The organism is Wolbachia endosymbiont (group B) of Ennomos erosarius, assembly GCF_964026905.1.
Classification (GTDB): Bacteria; Pseudomonadota; Alphaproteobacteria; order Rickettsiales; family Anaplasmataceae; genus Wolbachia.
Genome location: NZ_OZ034708.1, coordinates 567,266 through 583,027, shown reverse-complemented (window position 1 = coordinate 583,027; position 15,762 = coordinate 567,266). Strand labels below are relative to the sequence as shown.

Sequence of the window (15,762 nt, the reverse complement as noted above, 5' to 3'; positions counted from 1 at the left end):
GACTTGCTAGTGTTTATTAGTATAATATAAGTAAAGTACGGGGTTTAATGATAATTAAGCTTAATACGCAATAAAACTAGCTCAGCCTAATTTATTATCTTGTAGTCACATTTTAGGTTAGTAAGCATCAATTAAAATTTTTGGAGGATTATGACAACAATCAATGAAGATGTTTTAGCAAAAGGAAAAGTTACAGCTCAACCTGAAACAAGTGAACGAGTTCACAATAACGATACAGTAAACCAGATAGCTAATGAAGGTACTGAAAAAAACAGAAAAACATTAGATCTGAGCGAATTAAAAGAGAAAACAGCAGAAGAATTGTTGGAGTTAGCTGAAGAAAGAAAAATTTTAACTAACGGTAAAAACAATGGTAGAATGCTAAAGCAGGAAATAATATTCAGCTTAATGAAGAAAATGAGTGAAGAAGGAGGCATAACCACAGGGAGTGGAATAGTGGAAATATTGCCTGATGGTTTTGGTTTCTTACGTTCAGCAAGTGCAAATTATGCCCCAAGTACCGATGATGTTTATATTTCTAACGGGCAAATAAAGAAGTTTAATTTACGTACAGGAGATATGGCATATGGAGAAATAAGGCCACCTGGTGATAAAGAAAGATATTTTACTTTAACTAAGGTTCAAAGTATAAACTCTACTGAAGTAAGTGAATTAAGAAAGTACGTCCATTTTGATAATTTGCTTCCTCTTTATCCTGAGGAAAGCATAGTACTTGAGTGTAATAATGGTGATGATAAAAAAGGCTTAAGCATGCGTGCTATAGATATAGTAGCTCCTCTTGGAAAAGGGCAAAGAGCGTTAGTAGTTGCTCCACCTCGCACAGGAAAAACTGTATTGCTTCAGCAAATGGCTAACTCTATAGCTATAAATCACCCTGAAGTAGAATTAATAGTGTTACTTATAGATGAAAGACCTGAAGAAGTAACAGATATGATACGTTCTGTAAAAGGTGAGGTAGTAAGTTCTACGTTCGATGAGCCTGCTTACCGTCACGTACAGCTTGCTGAAATAGTAATAGAAAAAGCTAAAAGAATGGTTGAGCATAAAAAAGATGTGGTAATTCTACTTGACAATATTACTAGACTTGCACGTGCCTATAATGCTGTTATTCCTTCGTCTGGGAAAGTTCTAACTGGTGGTGTGGATTCAAACGCACTGCAGAGACCAAAGCGTTTTTTTGGAGCGGCTCGTAATATTGAAAATGGTGGTTCTTTGACAATCATCGCTACAGCCCTTATAGAAACTGGTTCAAAAATGGATGAAGTGATTTTTGAAGAGTTTAAAGGTACAGGAAACGCTGAGATCATACTTGATAGAAAACTTTCTGATAAACGTATATTTCCAGCTATTGATATTACAAAATCCGGAACAAGGAAGGAAGAGCTATTAGTTGATAAGGCTATACTAAATAAAATATGGGTGTTGCGTAGAATACTTAATCCTATGGGATCTGTTGAAGCAATGGAATTTTTACGTGATAAACTACTTTTAACAAAGAGCAACGCTGACTTTTTTAACTCCATGAATCACTAAAAGTAAGCCAGTTATGATGGATATGCTGAGTAAAAAGTAAAACGCTCTTATAGTTAAAATAATTGTATCCGTTCAGGCAATGGCGAACTTAGGGAGCGTTCATACGCATCAAGTTAAGAAGCAAAGGTAAGAAAATTCAATGAACTTAAGGTGGATATTCTAGTTTTTCTATATCTGTCTTTCACAGAAAATTATGACCAGTCTGTGGTAAGTTTTTTCAGGAAAATTCTCAAATTATTAATTTTGCTGCTTAACGCTAAAAACAAGTAACCGTTCACGGATTGTGAAAATGAATAAAGAACTAAGCAGTCGTAACTTGTATCCGTTCAGCGGAGTGGCAAATAAGGTAGACAAGGTAGTCTAAAAAGACAATCATAGAGCGAAAGTGAGGTAACATGTTTTAGAACTTTGCAAAAATTTACAGCAAAAAATAGAAAGGTTAGAAGCAAAAATAGAAAGATTGGAAAAATAGAATGAAATTTTAAAAGCAGAAAGTAAGGCATTGAAGATAGAAAACGCTGAGTTAAGAGAAAGACTCGGTTTAAGCTCAAAAAATTCATCAATACCAAGTTCCAAAGAGTTGTATAAAATAAAAAAGAATAAGCCGAAAAGAGAAAGGAATATTGGCGGTCAGGTTGGTCATAAAGGAAGTTTTCGCGCCAAAATGGATGCAGATGAGGTGATAAAAACGCGAATTCTGGATTAATAGATGAGGTTACCCTGTTTTCTTGCCTTTTCTATTCTCCTTTAATCCAGAATTCGCGTTCAAAGAGTGTACTAAGCAACAGCAGTATGAGGAAAATTTATACTTATAACGCGAATTCTGGATTAAGGAAGGAAGAAAGTATAGGAAATAGAAGGCTTTTTGGATTTGATGGAATAGGAAATGAGAGTAGAAAAGATATGAACCAAAAAATTAACAGGGGATCTATGGCGAGTGTGTTCAATTTCTAGTCTATTTTTTAGGTAACCAAAAACAGTCTCAATGATAGACCTTTTTCTCAGTAAAATCTTCTCATTTAGCGAAATCAATGCATTTTTCATACCTTTTTTCACCTTGGTAACAAGTTTCAAACCTCGGTCAAACAGCTTCTGAAAAAGCTCTTTTGCAATATAACCTTTGTCACCAAACAAAAGGCCGGTTAATTTTTCCGTCAGATTTGGCACAGGTATCCTATCATCAACATTGCCTTTTGTTAGCGTAAGTGAATGAATTTCACCATTTTCATTGATTACCATATGTAATTTGAAACCAAAAAACCAGCCGTAAGTACTCTTGCTTAATTTTGCAATTCCAGCAAAAACTTTGTTTTTGGATATTCTTTTTGCATGACAAACTGCAATGGGAGTTGTGTCTATATATGAAATTCCAGTGTTTTCTGACTGTCCACAAAGCCAATGCAACAACATTGCTAAATGCCACAAAACCCTAGGCTTTAGAGCAACAAACCTGGTATATGAAGGCAACTTTGGAAACTCTGATTTGTAGAGCAACGTTAGGTAATGTAGATAGAAAGTTTTGAAATTTTTACACGGAGATTGTTGATATAGCAGGATTATTGTCATGATTTCGGAGTGCTCAATTTCCGTTGTTCTTGTGGGTTTTTTACCATTTGGCAGTAGTTTACCTGCAAAATTTTTCTCTATATCTCTGCAAAAATCATCGACCAAACAAAACAGTTTGTTATATCTTCCATGGTTAACCTCATCTATTAATCCAGAATTCGCGTTAAGAAGAGAAAGAGACATTTTAAAAAAAGCCCTGGGATATTTTGCCAAAGAAAAAGAGTAAAATATTCTTTTATAAAAGAGCATAGAAATTGCTATAAAATACAGGAACTATGCAGGGTTTTGTGCTGGTGGTTATTATAAATGGATTGCTAAAGAAAAAAGCAATAAAGAATTAGCAAGGGAAGGACTTCTAGCAGAGATTCAAAAAAAGCATCTAAATGCAGATATGGAGCCCCTAAAATCCATAAAAGCTTTAGGCAAAAATTATAACATCAAAACAGTGCAAAATGTTATGCAGGAAAATGACATTATAGCCAAACTTAGACGAAGATTTAAAACTAAAAAACAACCAAATAATATGGTTATTGCTCTTAATATATTAGATCAAAATTTTATCACTGAGCAACCAAATAAAGTATGGGATTACTTATATAAAAACCAAGGAAGGTTGTTGGCAGCAATAATTCTCACGCATGGTAGTTAATGAGTCATACAATGACAAAACAATTAATTGTGGATTCTTTGCTTATGGCTGTTAACAAACGCAAACCCCCTGAAAATCTACTGTTACATAGCGATCAAGGGTCACAGTATACCTCTCAAAATTACCAATTTCTATTGAATACAAAAAACATCATTTCCAGCATGAGCCATAAGGGCTGTTGTTACGATAATTCTGTTGCAGAAAGCTTCTTCAGTTCACTCAAAAGGGAGCTGCTTATTGATATTTCTCAACATTCTGCTCAACAAACTAGAACTGCCATATTTGAATACATAGAAATCTTTTATAACAAACAACGTAGACATTCTACTATTAACTATTGCATTCCTGCACAATTTGATGCATCATTCTCATGACAAAATCGTCTTAACTTTCTCTCTACTTTTTCTGGGTAAGGTCACTGAGAAGTGATTCTCTTCTCTTGCTTCCAACCAAGCAATACCTAATTCATACCTTCTGGGTAGGACCAGTTTTTTGAAAACTTTCCTTTACATGCCGGTGCTTCTAGTCTGCATTTTTCTTGAGCTCTCATTTGCGTAACGACGTTGACAAAGTGTAACCAAGGTGTTTCTTTTATAACATATTTTTAACTTACAACCGCCGCGGTATCTCTTAGCCGCTAACAAGTAGCGGAATGACGAATTTGTCGTTTTTTAAATCGTCGGTAAACCAGAATTACTTTAGCTATAACAAAATAGAAATAAGTTGTTGTAAAAAATTTTTCATGGTAAAATTATTTATTTTCACCACATGTTTAAAGGAATTATCACGGATATCGGGACTATAACTGATACTACCACTCACTCCAACTCTGATCAAATTTTCCATATCAAAACACAAAACTTACCCTCTATAAATAAAGGAGACTCAATAGCTTGCTCTGGTGTGTGTTTAACTGTTGTTGATATAATGAGCGATACATTTACAGTCCAAACGTCTCAAGAAACTATGAAGGTTTCTAACTTAAATACGTGGAAGATAGGCAAAAAAATAAATCTCGAACAAGCAATGAGATTAAGTGATAAGATCGATGGCCACCTAGTTCAGGGTCATGTTGACGGGATAGTAAAAATTTTAACAATTGAGCGAAATTTAGATTCTCATGAAATCAAGCTATCATGCCCACAAGAATTAATTAAATTTGTTGCAAAAAAAGGCTCTGTTACACTAGATGGGGTTTCTCTCACAGTGAACTCAGTTATTAATCAGGAATTTACAGTAAATATCACTCCCTATACATGGGAAAATACAACTTTTCAGTACAACAAAGTAAATGATTATCTGAATTTAGAAATTGACATGATCGCTAGGTATTTAGATCAACTGATGCAGCATAAATACAATTAATTTTACAACCTCGTTATTTATAACTATTATATCTTGAAAACCATATAGATATAAAATATGCTTTTCGATAGTCTAATTATCTTCATTGTTGTTCTATGTGTAATAATCTCGATAACTAGAGGCTTTATAAAAGAGCTATGCGCACTAATGTTTCTATTTTTATCAGTTTTTCTGACAGCTAATCACTATGATTTTTTCACTCTAAATTATAGTAAATATTTTGATTCTAAAGTTACGTTAAACATACTCTCTACAATTTCTGTATTTATTATACTTAATCTTATATTGATGATAATAAATAACTGGCTAATGTACATATTATCGCCCATAAGGTTGGGGTTTATCGATAGAGTTACTGGAATCTTTCTCGGAGTGCTTAAAGGAATATTGCTCTCTTATATATTATTTTTTGCTGTGCACTTATATTGCTACACAGTATATGACAAAAAAGAGGAACATTCTGAAATAAAAGCAGAAGACATATTGCCTAATTGGATAATAAATTCACACTCTTATCAGACTTTATTTGTGACAGCAGAAGAAGTAATTGACATGTATGTACCAGAGTCGTTGATACTAAAAATAAAAGAGATCGGTGGAGAAATGGTTGATTAAGAAAAACCTAAAAACAATAAAAAAGAAGAGTAAATATTTATTTATAAATATGTTCATTGGGAGTATTCAAAAAGCCATATGTGTCAGGTTAAGAGCAAATATTCAAAATTGTAAGTCAAAAATATGGTTGAATAACTGTGTGTATAATTATTAATCTTTTCTAAGCATTTTAGCAATGGCTCTTTCTAAATTTCTCGACCCTAAGAACGCGAATTCTGGATTAAGGAAGGAAGAAAGTATAGGAAATAGAAGGCTTTTTGGATTTGATGGAATAGGAAATGAGAGTAGAAAAGATATGAACCAAAAAATTAACAGGGGATCTATGGCGAGTGTGTTCAATTTCTAGTCTATTTTTTAGGTAACCAAAAACAGTCTCAATGATAGACCTTTTTCTCAGTAAAATCTTCTCATTTAGCGAAATCAATGCATTTTTCATACCTTTTTTCACCTTGGTAACAAGTTTCAAACCTCGGTCAAACAGCTTCTGAAAAAGCTCTTTTGCAATATAACCTTTGTCACCAAACAAAAGGCCGGTTAATTTTTCCGTCAGATTTGGCACAGGTATCCTATCATCAACATTGCCTTTTGTTAGCGTAAGTGAATGAATTTCACCATTTTCATTGATTACCATATGTAATTTGAAACCAAAAAACCAGCCGTAAGTACTCTTGCTTAATTTTGCAATTCCAGCAAAAACTTTGTTTTTGGATATTCTTTTTGCATGACAAACTGCAATGGGAGTTGTGTCTATATATGAAATTCCAGTGTTTTCTGACTGTCCACAAAGCCAATGCAACAACATTGCTAAATGCCACAAAACCCTAGGCTTTAGAGCAACAAACCTGGTATATGAAGGCAACTTTGGAAACTCTGATTTGTAGAGCAACGTTAGGTAATGTAGATAGAAAGTTTTGAAATTTTTACACGGAGATTGTTGATATAGCAGGATTATTGTCATGATTTCGGAGTGCTCAATTTCCGTTGTTCTTGTGGGTTTTTTACCATTTGGCAGTAGTTTACCTGCAAAATTTTTCTCTATATCTCTGCAAAAATCATCGACCAAACAAAACAGTTTGTTATATCTTCCATGGTTAACCTCATCTGTTTTTTTTATAACTGCTGAGTTTACCCTGTTTTCTTGCCTTTTCTATTCTCCTTTAATCCAGAATTCGCGTTAACGGTGCTAAAATTAAGAGATATCTGGATAACTTCAGTGGTGGGTGCTATTACTTTTGGAACATTTTTAGCACTTAATACCTTGTGGGCTCCAAGGTTACTGAGCAACTCAGAACTCAATGCAATGGAGTCAGGTATAGCAACCGCAATACTATGGCTTGGTCTTGCAGTTGGTGCTCCAATTGCAGATCGAATCTCAAACTTATTTAAAAATAGGAAACATGTAATTTCTGCTTTTGCTTTATTGCAAGGCGTCTCAATTATTATTTTACTATGCAGCCATTTAACAGTCCACGTTGTGTACTTTTGTATGTTAATGTTCGGGTTTTTTGCGGGAGGACATATGCTTAATTTTACTGTCGGCAGCGAGATTGTGAAACGAAAATACATTAGCACATCATCATCCATTATCAATGGATTTATGTTTATTGGCAGTGGAGTTATAGTGTCAATGTTAGCACTTTTTACAGATTATCAAATGGCGCTTTTTGCAATATTCGTAACGTTGGCAACTGCCAGTATTTTAAATTATGCTACAAAAGAGACATACCCTAAAAAATAAAGTAGCTGAACCTTAAGTCAGTTGCTATATTGTGTTTACATATTGCAATACTTACTCAATTATGGATCACGTTACAACAAAAGACACAACAGTAACTAAGGCAATGATAGCTGAAAATATAAACCAAGAAATAGGATTATCAAAGGAAGACTCTGCTTCGATAATAGACGATATATTGGACGAAATGAAGACGAGCTTGGCAAAGGATGGAATAGTGAAAATATCGTCATTTGGAACATTCTTGGTCAAAAAAAAGAAGGAAAGACCAGGAAATATACCAAATACATCAGAGAAAGTGATGATTCAAGCAAGAAACTCAGTTTCTTTTAGGCCTTCAAAAACTATAAAAAAATCAATAAATAATTAATGAATAAGGAAAAATTATTTTATACGATTAGGGAAGTAGCTGAAGAGCTACATTTGGAACAGCATGTTTTGAGATTCTGGGAAGGTCAATTTCATCAAATTAAGCCTACAAAGCGTAAAGGAAGAAGGCTATATGATCGTAAGTGTATAGAGGCCATAAAGAAAGTAAAGTACATGCTATATGATAAAGGATATACAATAAAAGTAGTGCAAAAGGAATTTGGTAATGATATAAAAGTCAATCGTGATCCAAAGAATTTGTTGCAAGAACTTACCGATTTGAGGGACTATTTAACTAGTAAAATAAATAACGAGGAAAGTAACGAACAGGCGTGAAACACTACGTCTCGCTAGAATTTTGGAGTTTTGTGAGAGTTGATATATCTAAAATGTGGCATATAGCCTCATTTCTTATGTTATTAGCAATATTAATAGGCTGTGGCCTGCAAAAACCTGCACCTGTGCTGCTTAAAGGCGAAGGATTTTACGGAAAAAGAGAGCTGGAATATACAAGAGAGTACCATTTAACTAGGGAGCCTTCAGTGCAAAAAGAAAGTAGAAAAGCCATCATAAACAGGATATACAAAGATAACAATAATGCACAAAACGTGGAAATTAATGGGGTAAATTGTAAATTTGTAATGCCAGTTAAAGGTACAGTTATTTCAGCTACTTCTTCTGATGAAATGTGTAAGGATGGCATAAAAATTGCTGCTCAAAATGGAACGAACGTAGTTGCCTCTGCACCTGGCAAAGTGGTATATGTAGGCAAAGGGCTGAGATGGTATGGGAATTTAATTATAGTGGAACACAAAGATAATTACATGACTGTGTACTCCTATTTAAAAAACATACATGTTGAAATTGGCGATAAAGTAAAGCAAGGTCAAGTAATTGGATCTGCAGGTAAATCAAGCACACAAGATAAAGATCCACAGATGTGTTTCACAATACGGCATAATGGCCAAGCGGTTGATCCTTTGATGCATATGAACTGTAATTGAATTTGGATTTATATGAAATATGATTTTAAAAGTGTTGAAAAATTTTATCAAGATAAATGGGATTTTTCTGTAAGCAAGAATAGTAAACAAAAAAAGTGTTACGTGTTGGAAATGTTTCCATATCCATCTGGTAAAATTCATATGGGACACTTACGTAACTATGCAATAGGGGATGTGATAGCACGTTACAAGAGAGCTAATGGATTTGAGGTTTTGCATCCAATTGGCTGGGATGCGTTTGGATTACCAGCTGAAAATGCAGCAAGGGACAACAATATTAGCCCTGAAACATGGACAAAAGAGAATATAGATAATATGCGTACACAGTTGAAATCTATAGGTCTTTCTTATAATTGGGAGCGTGAACTCTCCACATGTGAGCCTGATTATTACAAACACGAACAAAAATTTTTCCTGGATTTTTTAAAGCATGGGCTTGCCTATCGAAAAGAGTCATGGGTTAACTGGGATCCAGTGGACCAAACAGTGCTTGCAAATGAACAGGTGGTTGATGGAAAAGGATGGCGATCAGGTGCAGTTGTTGAAAAACGTAAGTTGTCCCAATGGTTTTTAAAGATTACTGATTTCGCTGAAGATTTACTCAAGTGCCTGCAAAGTTTGAAAAATTGGCCAGAAAAAGTCAAAACAATGCAGGAGCGTTGGATAGGAAAATCTGAAGGAGCAACTATAGAGTTTGAAATCGTTGGCCTGAATAAGAAATTAAAAGTTTTTACGACTTATCCTCATACTTTGTTTGGGGCTTCTTTTTGTGCAGTGGCAGCAGAGCACCCTATTGTGCAAGATATCAGGCTTCCAAATGCTCCTGAAGTTTTGTCATCCCAGTGCTTGACTACTTGGATCCAGGAAATAGAATCGAAGAGAGGGAGTGACGAAAAAATAGGAGTTTACACCGGATTAAACGTAAAACATCCATTTCTTGATAAGGAATTGCCACTTTACATAGCGAATTTTGTGTTGATGGAATATGGAGAAGGCGCGATTTTTGGTTGCCCTACACACGATCAGCGTGATTTTGAATTTGCGCAGAGGTACAATTTGCCGATTATTCCCGTTATTTCTTCAGCCCACTTAGGTGTCATTCCAGCGCGTGACGCTGGAATCCAGAATTCTTACAATGGATCTCAGTGGGCTTTGTTGCATAGCACCTTAAGCAGTGATGGTTTACGACAAATTTATGTAATGATTTCAAATTTAGCCATACCAATATCAGTGAATTTGTTGAGCAAATAGCACTTAATTAGTAATTCTTTTTCACGATTTACTTCAGATTTATTCCTAAAGCTAAATCCAAATACTTGCTTCAACCTTGAGAAAAATCCTTCTATGTAAGATCTCTTTCCATAAATTGCTTCCTTTTTCCACTCTTTTACACCATCTTGTCCATATAATTTTATTAACCTAATAACGCGAATTCTGGATTAAAGGAGAATAGAAAAGGCAAGAAAACAGGGTAAACTCAGCAGTTATAAAAAAACAGATGAGGTTAACCATGGAAGATATAACAAACTGTTTTGTTTGGTCGATGATTTTTGCAGAGATATAGAGAAAAATTTTGCAGGTAAACTACTGCCAAATGGTAAAAAACCCACAAGAACAACGGAAATTGAGCACTCCGAAATCATGACAATAATCCTGCTATATCAACAATCTCCGTGTAAAAATTTCAAAACTTTCTATCTACATTACCTAACGTTGCTCTACAAATCAGAGTTTCCAAAGTTGCCTTCATATACCAGGTTTGTTGCTCTAAAGCCTAGGGTTTTGTGGCATTTAGCAATGTTGTTGCATTGGCTTTGTGGACAGTCAGAAAACACTGGAATTTCATATATAGACACAACTCCCATTGCAGTTTGTCATGCAAAAAGAATATCCAAAAACAAAGTTTTTGCTGGAATTGCAAAATTAAGCAAGAGTACTTACGGCTGGTTTTTGGTTTCAAATTACATATGGTAATCAATGAAAATGGTGAAATTCATTCACTTACGCTAACAAAAGGCAATGTTGATGATAGGATACCTGTGCCAAATCTGACGGAAAAATTAACCGGCCTTTTGTTTGGTGACAAAGGTTATATTGCAAAAGAGCTTTTTCAGAAGCTGTTTGACCGAGGTTTGAAACTTGTTACCAAGGTGAAAAAAGGTATGAAAAATGCATTGATTTCGCTAAATGAGAAGATTTTACTGAGAAAAAGGTCTATCATTGAGACTGTTTTTGGTTACCTAAAAAATAGACTAGAAATTGAACACACTCGCCATAGATCCCCTGTTAATTTTTTGGTTCATATCTTTTCTACTCTCATTTCCTATTCCATCAAATCCAAAAAGCCTTCTATTTCCTATACTTTCTTCCTTCCTTAATCCAGAATTCGCGTAAGAAGAGCCATTAGAGCTATGTTGGTAGAAAGTCCGCTTGCTAATATAAGTTCATCTATATCAACAGGTACAGAGTTAATATGATCAACTATAACAGATTTTGCCTGTTGTAATTTTTCTTGTTTTTGGTTAACAGAATGGTGCTCAACATCAAATAGGTTTTTTTGCTGCGGAGGTAAACTAAACCTAACACTCTCTATTATGTCATCAGCGGATTCGATAAGCTTAGCACCGTTTTTAATTAAATGATTGCTACCACTACAGCGTGAATCTAAAGGGAAACCAGAAACTGCAAACACCTCTCTCCCTTGATTTAAAGCAAAATCTGCTGTTATTAGAGAGCCAGAACGTTTCGATGCTTCAATCACTGCAACACCCAGCGATAGACCAGATATAATTCGATTCCTCTGAGGAAAATATTGAGGCTTTGGTTTAGTAGCAAATGGAAGCTCAGTAATTACTAAACCACCATTCCCAGTGATTTTTTTGTATAGATCAAAATTCTCTTTTGGATACACCACATCAATTCCGCTTGCTGTAACAGCAATAGTGGGATGATTTTTGTATATTACACTGTTTGCTGCAGTATCGATTCCTTTTGCAAGTCCAGAAACGATAATAAAACCAGCTTCGCTTAAATCAAGTGCCAACTTATTGGCAAAATTTCTTCCATTCATTGAAGAGTTACGCCCACCGATTATTGCAATTATCTCACGGCTTAATAATGATATATCACCAAGCGCAGTTATTACAGGAGGACAACTAGAGATATTTCTTAAAAGATCAGGGTAATCTGGGTCACATGCGGGTATAATTTTAGCTCCAATTCTTTCTGCATTATTGATTTCTTCTCGTGCATCTTGAATGCCATAATACACCTTATTATTAGCCACCCTATTGAGATATTTCAACACCTCATCTAGCGATCCATATGTTCTTAGTATACTAAAAAACTTTATTGGTCCTATAGTTCTAGCCAAGCTTAACCATACTTCTAATTCTTTGTTGTTCAATTTATTTATCTTCATAAAAGGCTTGAATTTCTTATCAATTTAGTGTACCCAAGATAATGCAAATATACAGTGTTTTATGACGCATTTTGTTACAGATAAATGCATAAAATGTAAATATACGGACTGTGTGGAAGTATGTCCCGTCGACTGCTTCTATGAAGGTAAAAACATGCTCGTGATTAACCCAGATGAATGTATTGATTGCGGAGTGTGCATACCTGAGTGTCCAGTAGATGCAATTGTAACTGATGATTCCATAAAAGATATTTTAGAACTAGATGAAGAGTTGCTGAGCAGCGAACAAAAAACTTTCAAGTTATTTTACGATATAAATGTAGAATACTCACAAAAGTGGCCAAATATCACAGCTAAGAAGCAACCTCTCTATACTGCAGAAGAGTATAAGGAAAAAAAGGATAAAACAGCTTATTTTGATGAAAATTTAGAATAATGCTACTGAAGGAAAAGAAACTTTTTGTATTTCAGGGTTGTTGTTTGGGTGCTGAAAATAGTTGCGTTATCTAAGTTGTTATGCTGATAAATTAGTATCGATTAATTTAAGGATTAAGGAAAAAAGCTTATTGACTTTTGAAATATTTGATTATAAAACTAGCTGTTAGCATCAAATCTTGGGGGTAAGTTATGAGTATAAATAAAAGAGAAACCATTAAAAAGATTGAAGGGTTACTTTTTCAAGCGAACGGTAATCTTGAAAAAGCATGTGATCTATTATCAACAGTAGAGTTAACCGAAGATGATATTAAAATATTGCTGGAAGAGATGATAAAAGAGTATCATAGCTTGTCTGAAAAGATTTCTTGGAGTTGTGGAATTACTGCAGGCGGTGCACAAGATGCCAACGCAAGCAGCTTCAACGAAGTTTTTAAGCTAGGTTCAAAAGAGTTAGCATTAGCAATGACGTCAGATTTCAGAAAGTCTTATGATCAAGAATTATTTAAGAAATATAAAAAAGAAGAAATGTCTTATCCTGAAGGAGAAGGAGTACAATTTATTAGAGAATTAAGAGTTCTAAGTAGAATACTTACTATATCTTTAATAAGGAAACTTGATGAAGTTTACAAGTTTACTCCAGAAGAAATTGAGCGTTTGAAGGAATATATATTAGTTAGCAACTATGATACAAGCAAAAGTCTTTCTGATATAGACAAATATATGCATGCACTATCTGCCTTAATTAGAAACCCCTCACTTGATACAAAAAAGATATTTGAGCTAAATAATCGAATGATAATACACACTACAGCCTTAATTGATTTAGTAACTAGTGGAGTAGTGAAAAAAGAAGAAGCAAAAGAACAATCTGCTGAGGATTTAGAAAAGCTTGTCTGTGAACAGTATAAAGGTGCAGCAAACACGCCAGTACCGTTGCCGAGCACGCTATTTGAAGTGGATAAAAAAAGTGCTTAAAGGAAAGTAAGAAGGTCTTATAGTTAGCCAAAGTAGGTATTTAATAAGCTTAATGTAACCATTATATATGCTATATAGTAAAACATAGAATGCTTATGGTTCCAACTATAGCAATTTTAAGTGGTGGGTTTTCTTGTGAGAGAGAAGTGTCGCTTATGAGCGGAAAAGCAGTAAAGAAAGCGCTCGATAGCCTTTCATATAATGCAATAGAAATAGATGTTGACAGCAACGTTGCTGAAAAGCTTAGAAAAATTAATCCTGAGCTTGCTTTTATTGCTCTGCATGGACCTTATGGTGAAGATGGCTGCATTCAAGGTTTATTGGAGATTTTAGGTATAAAATATACACACTCAGGAGTTATGGCTTCTGCTGTTGCTATGAATAAAGTGATGTCAAAGCATATATTTCGATCCCTTAATATCGACACTCCAAAAGGTTATGTAATTAGCCGAGAAGATGTACTAAAAAATAATATTAAAATCGATTATCCGTACGTCTTAAAACCAATTAATGAAGGCTCTAGCATCGGAGTGCACATAATTTTCTCGCACGAGGATTACTTAGAACTGAAAGATAATAGTTCTACTATAATGGAAAAGATGATCGTAGAAGAATACATACCGGGCATAGAGTTACATACTGCTGTATTGCTGGATGAAGCAATTGGCACTATAGAAGTACGACCAAAAAATAAATTCTATGATTATGAAGCAAAGTATACAGATGGATTTGCAGAACATATATTTCCTACTGAAATTCCTAACAATATATATAAAATGACCTTGGAACACGCACTGAAAGTTCATCAATTTTTAGGATGCAAAACTATTTCCCGCTCAGATTTCCGTTATAATCCCAAAAATAACACTTTAAAAATGCTTGAAATTAATACACATCCTGGCTTTACTGAGTTATCGTTAGTGCCAGAAATTGCAAAATTGGCAAAAGGAATCAATTTTAATGAATTAGTTAAAATTATTATTGAAGATAGTTTGCAGCACAAAAATATTAGGGATTTAAGTCATGTTGAGCAGTATTACTAGAAGCCAAAGGAGTTTTTTGCGTAAGTGTGCCTTGGTTATTATCACAGCACTTTTTCTTACGCTAATACTTTACAGCTCACTTGATAAAATAATAAATCGATTTAATTACTACTTTACTTGGTATAATGACTGCCTATCTAGTTTATTACTCAGTAGTGGATTTTCAATCGACGAAGTAGTCGTGAGCGGCAATAAATTTACAAACAAAAAGGATATTCTAAGTTTGACAGATAGAACGCAACCTATCCTGTATATATCACTTTCAAAACTTGCCGGTAACATACAATCCGTAAGCAGGTGGATAAAACACGTAAGAGTTCACAGAATTTTGCCCAATACTCTACACATTAATATAGATGAGCATAAACCGTTTGCTCTCTGGAAAGATAATAACAAAACCTCGGTAATTGATTTTGAAGGTAAAGTGATCGTAGATGACTATCTAGTAGATGATCTTGTTGTAATTACAGGACAAAACTCGTTATCAAACCTAGAATTTGTTAGAGATGTGTTGGAGAGTAAAACTCAATTAAGAGACCACATTTCTTCTTTTGCTTATATAGGGAATAGAAGATGGAATATCATACTTGATAACGATTCCACAGTAAAACTGCCTGAAGATAACCCTTATAGTGCATGGGACTATTTAAACCACTTACACAATACAACTGATTTTACTTTCAGCGATTGGAGTATTATTGATATGCGTATTACTGATAAAATCTTTGTGAAGAGGTGATCTGCTGTCATCCAAGTAGCCCCTCTCCCTGTCATTCCAGTAGCCTCTTTCTCCTGTCATCCCAGTGCCCAGACTACTTGGATCCAGAAAAAAGAATGGTGTCATGAAAGTAGCTGACACTGGTTCCTTTATGACGGTGTCATGAAAGTAGCTGACACTGGAATGGCTTTGTTGCATCGCTACTTATGAAAGGCTAACTATAGTTAGGATTATAAGCAACTTATTGAAAATCTTGTTTTTTTGCAATCAATCTGATCAAATTTAAGAATAGTAATTTATTATTTATATT

Annotated in this window: 17 protein-coding genes and 4 pseudogenes; 16 read left to right on the top strand and 5 right to left on the bottom strand. The window is 34.4% G+C overall.

The annotated features are described in order from the left end of the window. The first annotated feature begins 150 nt into the window (after positions 1 to 150). Positions 151 to 1,554: a transcription termination factor Rho gene (gene rho, locus AAGD95_RS03000; protein ID WP_265034621.1), complete on the top strand. Its 1,404-nt coding sequence runs from the start codon at positions 151 to 153 to the stop codon at positions 1,552 to 1,554. 113 nt (positions 1,555 to 1,667) lie between these two features. On the opposite strand, the pseudogene AAGD95_RS02995 reads toward rho, so the two are convergent. Further along, positions 1,668 to 1,820 (bottom strand): annotated as a pseudogene (locus tag AAGD95_RS02995) (IS4 family transposase); the annotation flags it as partial. A gap of 164 nt (positions 1,821 to 1,984) precedes the next feature. On the opposite strand from AAGD95_RS02995, the pseudogene AAGD95_RS02990 reads away from it, so the two are divergent. Continuing rightward, positions 1,985 to 2,251: pseudogene (locus AAGD95_RS02990) on the top strand (DUF6444 domain-containing protein); the annotation flags it as partial. A 131-nt stretch (positions 2,252 to 2,382) separates the two neighbouring features. On the opposite strand, the gene AAGD95_RS02985 reads toward AAGD95_RS02990, so the two are convergent. Then, a complete protein-coding gene (locus AAGD95_RS02985) occupies positions 2,383 to 3,267 on the bottom strand; it encodes an IS982 family transposase (RefSeq protein ID WP_410542086.1) in 885 nt (294 codons plus the stop codon). Between the two features lie 244 nt (positions 3,268 to 3,511). On the opposite strand from AAGD95_RS02985, the gene AAGD95_RS02980 reads away from it, so the two are divergent. The 4 genes from AAGD95_RS02980 (at position 3,512) to AAGD95_RS02970 (ending at position 5,749) form a co-directional block, all read left to right on the top strand. After that, positions 3,512 to 3,769, top strand: a complete 258-nt coding sequence (locus tag AAGD95_RS02980; protein ID WP_341818415.1) for a transposase — start codon at positions 3,512 to 3,514, stop codon at positions 3,767 to 3,769. Continuing rightward, entirely contained in the window at positions 3,769 to 4,143 is a 375-nt protein-coding gene (locus AAGD95_RS06455; protein WP_353285022.1) for an IS3 family transposase, read from the top strand. Before AAGD95_RS02980 ends, AAGD95_RS06455 begins: the two co-directional genes overlap by 1 nt. A 394-nt stretch (positions 4,144 to 4,537) precedes the next feature. Continuing rightward, positions 4,538 to 5,134 (top strand): riboflavin synthase, encoded by a 597-nt coding sequence (locus tag AAGD95_RS02975; protein WP_265026363.1) that lies wholly within the window; start codon positions 4,538 to 4,540, stop codon positions 5,132 to 5,134. A 57-nt stretch (positions 5,135 to 5,191) separates the two neighbouring features. After that, positions 5,192 to 5,749: a CvpA family protein gene (locus AAGD95_RS02970; protein WP_265026362.1), complete on the top strand. Its 558-nt coding sequence runs from the start codon at positions 5,192 to 5,194 to the stop codon at positions 5,747 to 5,749. A 220-nt stretch (positions 5,750 to 5,969) separates the two neighbouring features. On the opposite strand, the gene AAGD95_RS02965 is transcribed toward AAGD95_RS02970, so the two are convergent. Beyond that, positions 5,970 to 6,863 carry an IS982 family transposase gene (locus tag AAGD95_RS02965; RefSeq protein ID WP_410542092.1) on the bottom strand — a complete coding sequence of 298 codons (894 nt, stop codon included), beginning with the start codon at positions 6,861 to 6,863 and terminating at the stop codon, positions 5,970 to 5,972. Between the two features lie 66 nt (positions 6,864 to 6,929). Between AAGD95_RS02965 and AAGD95_RS02960 the strand changes: the two genes are divergently transcribed. The 5 genes and pseudogenes from AAGD95_RS02960 to AAGD95_RS02940 all read left to right on the top strand — a co-directional run. Then, positions 6,930 to 7,487, top strand: coding sequence for a hypothetical protein (locus AAGD95_RS02960; RefSeq protein WP_341818475.1), 558 nt, complete (start codon positions 6,930 to 6,932; stop codon positions 7,485 to 7,487). Positions 7,488 to 7,548: 61 nt separating this feature from the next. Next, on the top strand, positions 7,549 to 7,854 hold the full coding sequence (locus AAGD95_RS02955; protein WP_265025836.1) for an integration host factor subunit alpha: 306 nt from the start codon (positions 7,549 to 7,551) through the stop codon (positions 7,852 to 7,854). Next, positions 7,854 to 8,189 (top strand): MerR family transcriptional regulator, encoded by a 336-nt coding sequence (locus tag AAGD95_RS02950; RefSeq protein ID WP_341818474.1) that lies wholly within the window; start codon positions 7,854 to 7,856, stop codon positions 8,187 to 8,189. Before AAGD95_RS02955 ends, AAGD95_RS02950 begins: the two co-directional genes overlap by 1 nt. 53 nt (positions 8,190 to 8,242) lie before the next feature. Next, positions 8,243 to 8,857: a M23 family metallopeptidase gene (locus tag AAGD95_RS02945; RefSeq protein ID WP_341818814.1), complete on the top strand. Its 615-nt coding sequence runs from the start codon at positions 8,243 to 8,245 to the stop codon at positions 8,855 to 8,857. Between the two features lie 12 nt (positions 8,858 to 8,869). Then, a pseudogene (locus tag AAGD95_RS02940) lies at positions 8,870 to 9,934 on the top strand (class I tRNA ligase family protein); the annotation flags it as partial. Positions 9,935 to 10,050: 116 nt separating this feature from the next. Here the strand turns inward: AAGD95_RS02940 and AAGD95_RS02935 are convergent. Continuing rightward, positions 10,051 to 10,182 (bottom strand): hypothetical protein, encoded by a 132-nt coding sequence (locus AAGD95_RS02935; RefSeq protein WP_265015624.1) that lies wholly within the window; start codon positions 10,180 to 10,182, stop codon positions 10,051 to 10,053. Positions 10,183 to 10,384: 202 nt separating this feature from the next. On the opposite strand from AAGD95_RS02935, the pseudogene AAGD95_RS02930 reads away from it, so the two are divergent. Continuing rightward, positions 10,385 to 11,235: pseudogene (locus AAGD95_RS02930) on the top strand (IS982 family transposase). On the opposite strand, the gene dprA reads toward AAGD95_RS02930, so the two are convergent. Continuing rightward, on the bottom strand, positions 11,232 to 12,278 hold the full coding sequence (gene dprA, locus AAGD95_RS02925; protein ID WP_341818793.1) for a DNA-processing protein DprA: 1,047 nt from the start codon (positions 12,276 to 12,278) through the stop codon (positions 11,232 to 11,234). The pseudogene AAGD95_RS02930 and the gene dprA sit on opposite strands and share 4 nt — an antisense overlap. A 61-nt stretch (positions 12,279 to 12,339) precedes the next feature. On the opposite strand from dprA, the gene AAGD95_RS02920 reads away from it, so the two are divergent. From AAGD95_RS02920 to AAGD95_RS02905, 4 genes are all read left to right on the top strand, one after another. Continuing rightward, positions 12,340 to 12,714, top strand: a complete 375-nt coding sequence (locus AAGD95_RS02920; RefSeq protein ID WP_010082601.1) for a ferredoxin family protein — start codon at positions 12,340 to 12,342, stop codon at positions 12,712 to 12,714. Between the two features lie 191 nt (positions 12,715 to 12,905). Further along, a complete protein-coding gene (locus AAGD95_RS02915; RefSeq protein ID WP_341818792.1) occupies positions 12,906 to 13,691 on the top strand; it encodes a hypothetical protein in 786 nt (261 codons plus the stop codon). An 89-nt stretch (positions 13,692 to 13,780) separates the two neighbouring features. Next, entirely contained in the window at positions 13,781 to 14,734 is a 954-nt protein-coding gene (locus AAGD95_RS02910; RefSeq protein ID WP_341818791.1) for a D-alanine--D-alanine ligase, read from the top strand. After that, positions 14,715 to 15,473: a cell division protein FtsQ/DivIB gene (locus tag AAGD95_RS02905; RefSeq protein ID WP_006280710.1), complete on the top strand. Its 759-nt coding sequence runs from the start codon at positions 14,715 to 14,717 to the stop codon at positions 15,471 to 15,473. The genes AAGD95_RS02910 and AAGD95_RS02905 overlap by 20 nt, the downstream gene beginning before the upstream one ends. The last annotated feature ends 289 nt before the right edge of the window (positions 15,474 to 15,762 follow it).

Excerpts from the sequence above, each read along its gene's own strand:
- rho (WP_265034621.1), top strand. The coding sequence starts at position 151 with ATGACAACAATCAATGAAGATGTTTTAGCAAAAGGAAAAGTTACAGCT.
- AAGD95_RS02980 (WP_341818415.1), top strand. The coding sequence starts at position 3,512 with ATGGAGCCCCTAAAATCCATAAAAGCTTTAGGCAAAAATTATAACATC.
- AAGD95_RS06455 (WP_353285022.1), top strand. The coding sequence starts at position 3,769 with ATGAGTCATACAATGACAAAACAATTAATTGTGGATTCTTTGCTTATG.
- AAGD95_RS02975 (WP_265026363.1), top strand. The coding sequence starts at position 4,538 with ATGTTTAAAGGAATTATCACGGATATCGGGACTATAACTGATACTACC.
- AAGD95_RS02970 (WP_265026362.1), top strand. The coding sequence starts at position 5,192 with ATGCTTTTCGATAGTCTAATTATCTTCATTGTTGTTCTATGTGTAATA.
- AAGD95_RS02955 (WP_265025836.1), top strand. The coding sequence starts at position 7,549 with ATGGATCACGTTACAACAAAAGACACAACAGTAACTAAGGCAATGATA.
- AAGD95_RS02950 (WP_341818474.1), top strand. The coding sequence starts at position 7,854 with ATGAATAAGGAAAAATTATTTTATACGATTAGGGAAGTAGCTGAAGAG.
- AAGD95_RS02945 (WP_341818814.1), top strand. The coding sequence starts at position 8,243 with ATGTGGCATATAGCCTCATTTCTTATGTTATTAGCAATATTAATAGGC.
- dprA (WP_341818793.1), bottom strand. The coding sequence starts at position 12,278 with ATGAAGATAAATAAATTGAACAACAAAGAATTAGAAGTATGGTTAAGC.
- AAGD95_RS02920 (WP_010082601.1), top strand. The coding sequence starts at position 12,340 with ATGACGCATTTTGTTACAGATAAATGCATAAAATGTAAATATACGGAC.
- AAGD95_RS02915 (WP_341818792.1), top strand. The coding sequence starts at position 12,906 with ATGAGTATAAATAAAAGAGAAACCATTAAAAAGATTGAAGGGTTACTT.
- AAGD95_RS02910 (WP_341818791.1), top strand. The coding sequence starts at position 13,781 with ATGCTTATGGTTCCAACTATAGCAATTTTAAGTGGTGGGTTTTCTTGT.
- AAGD95_RS02905 (WP_006280710.1), top strand. The coding sequence starts at position 14,715 with ATGTTGAGCAGTATTACTAGAAGCCAAAGGAGTTTTTTGCGTAAGTGT.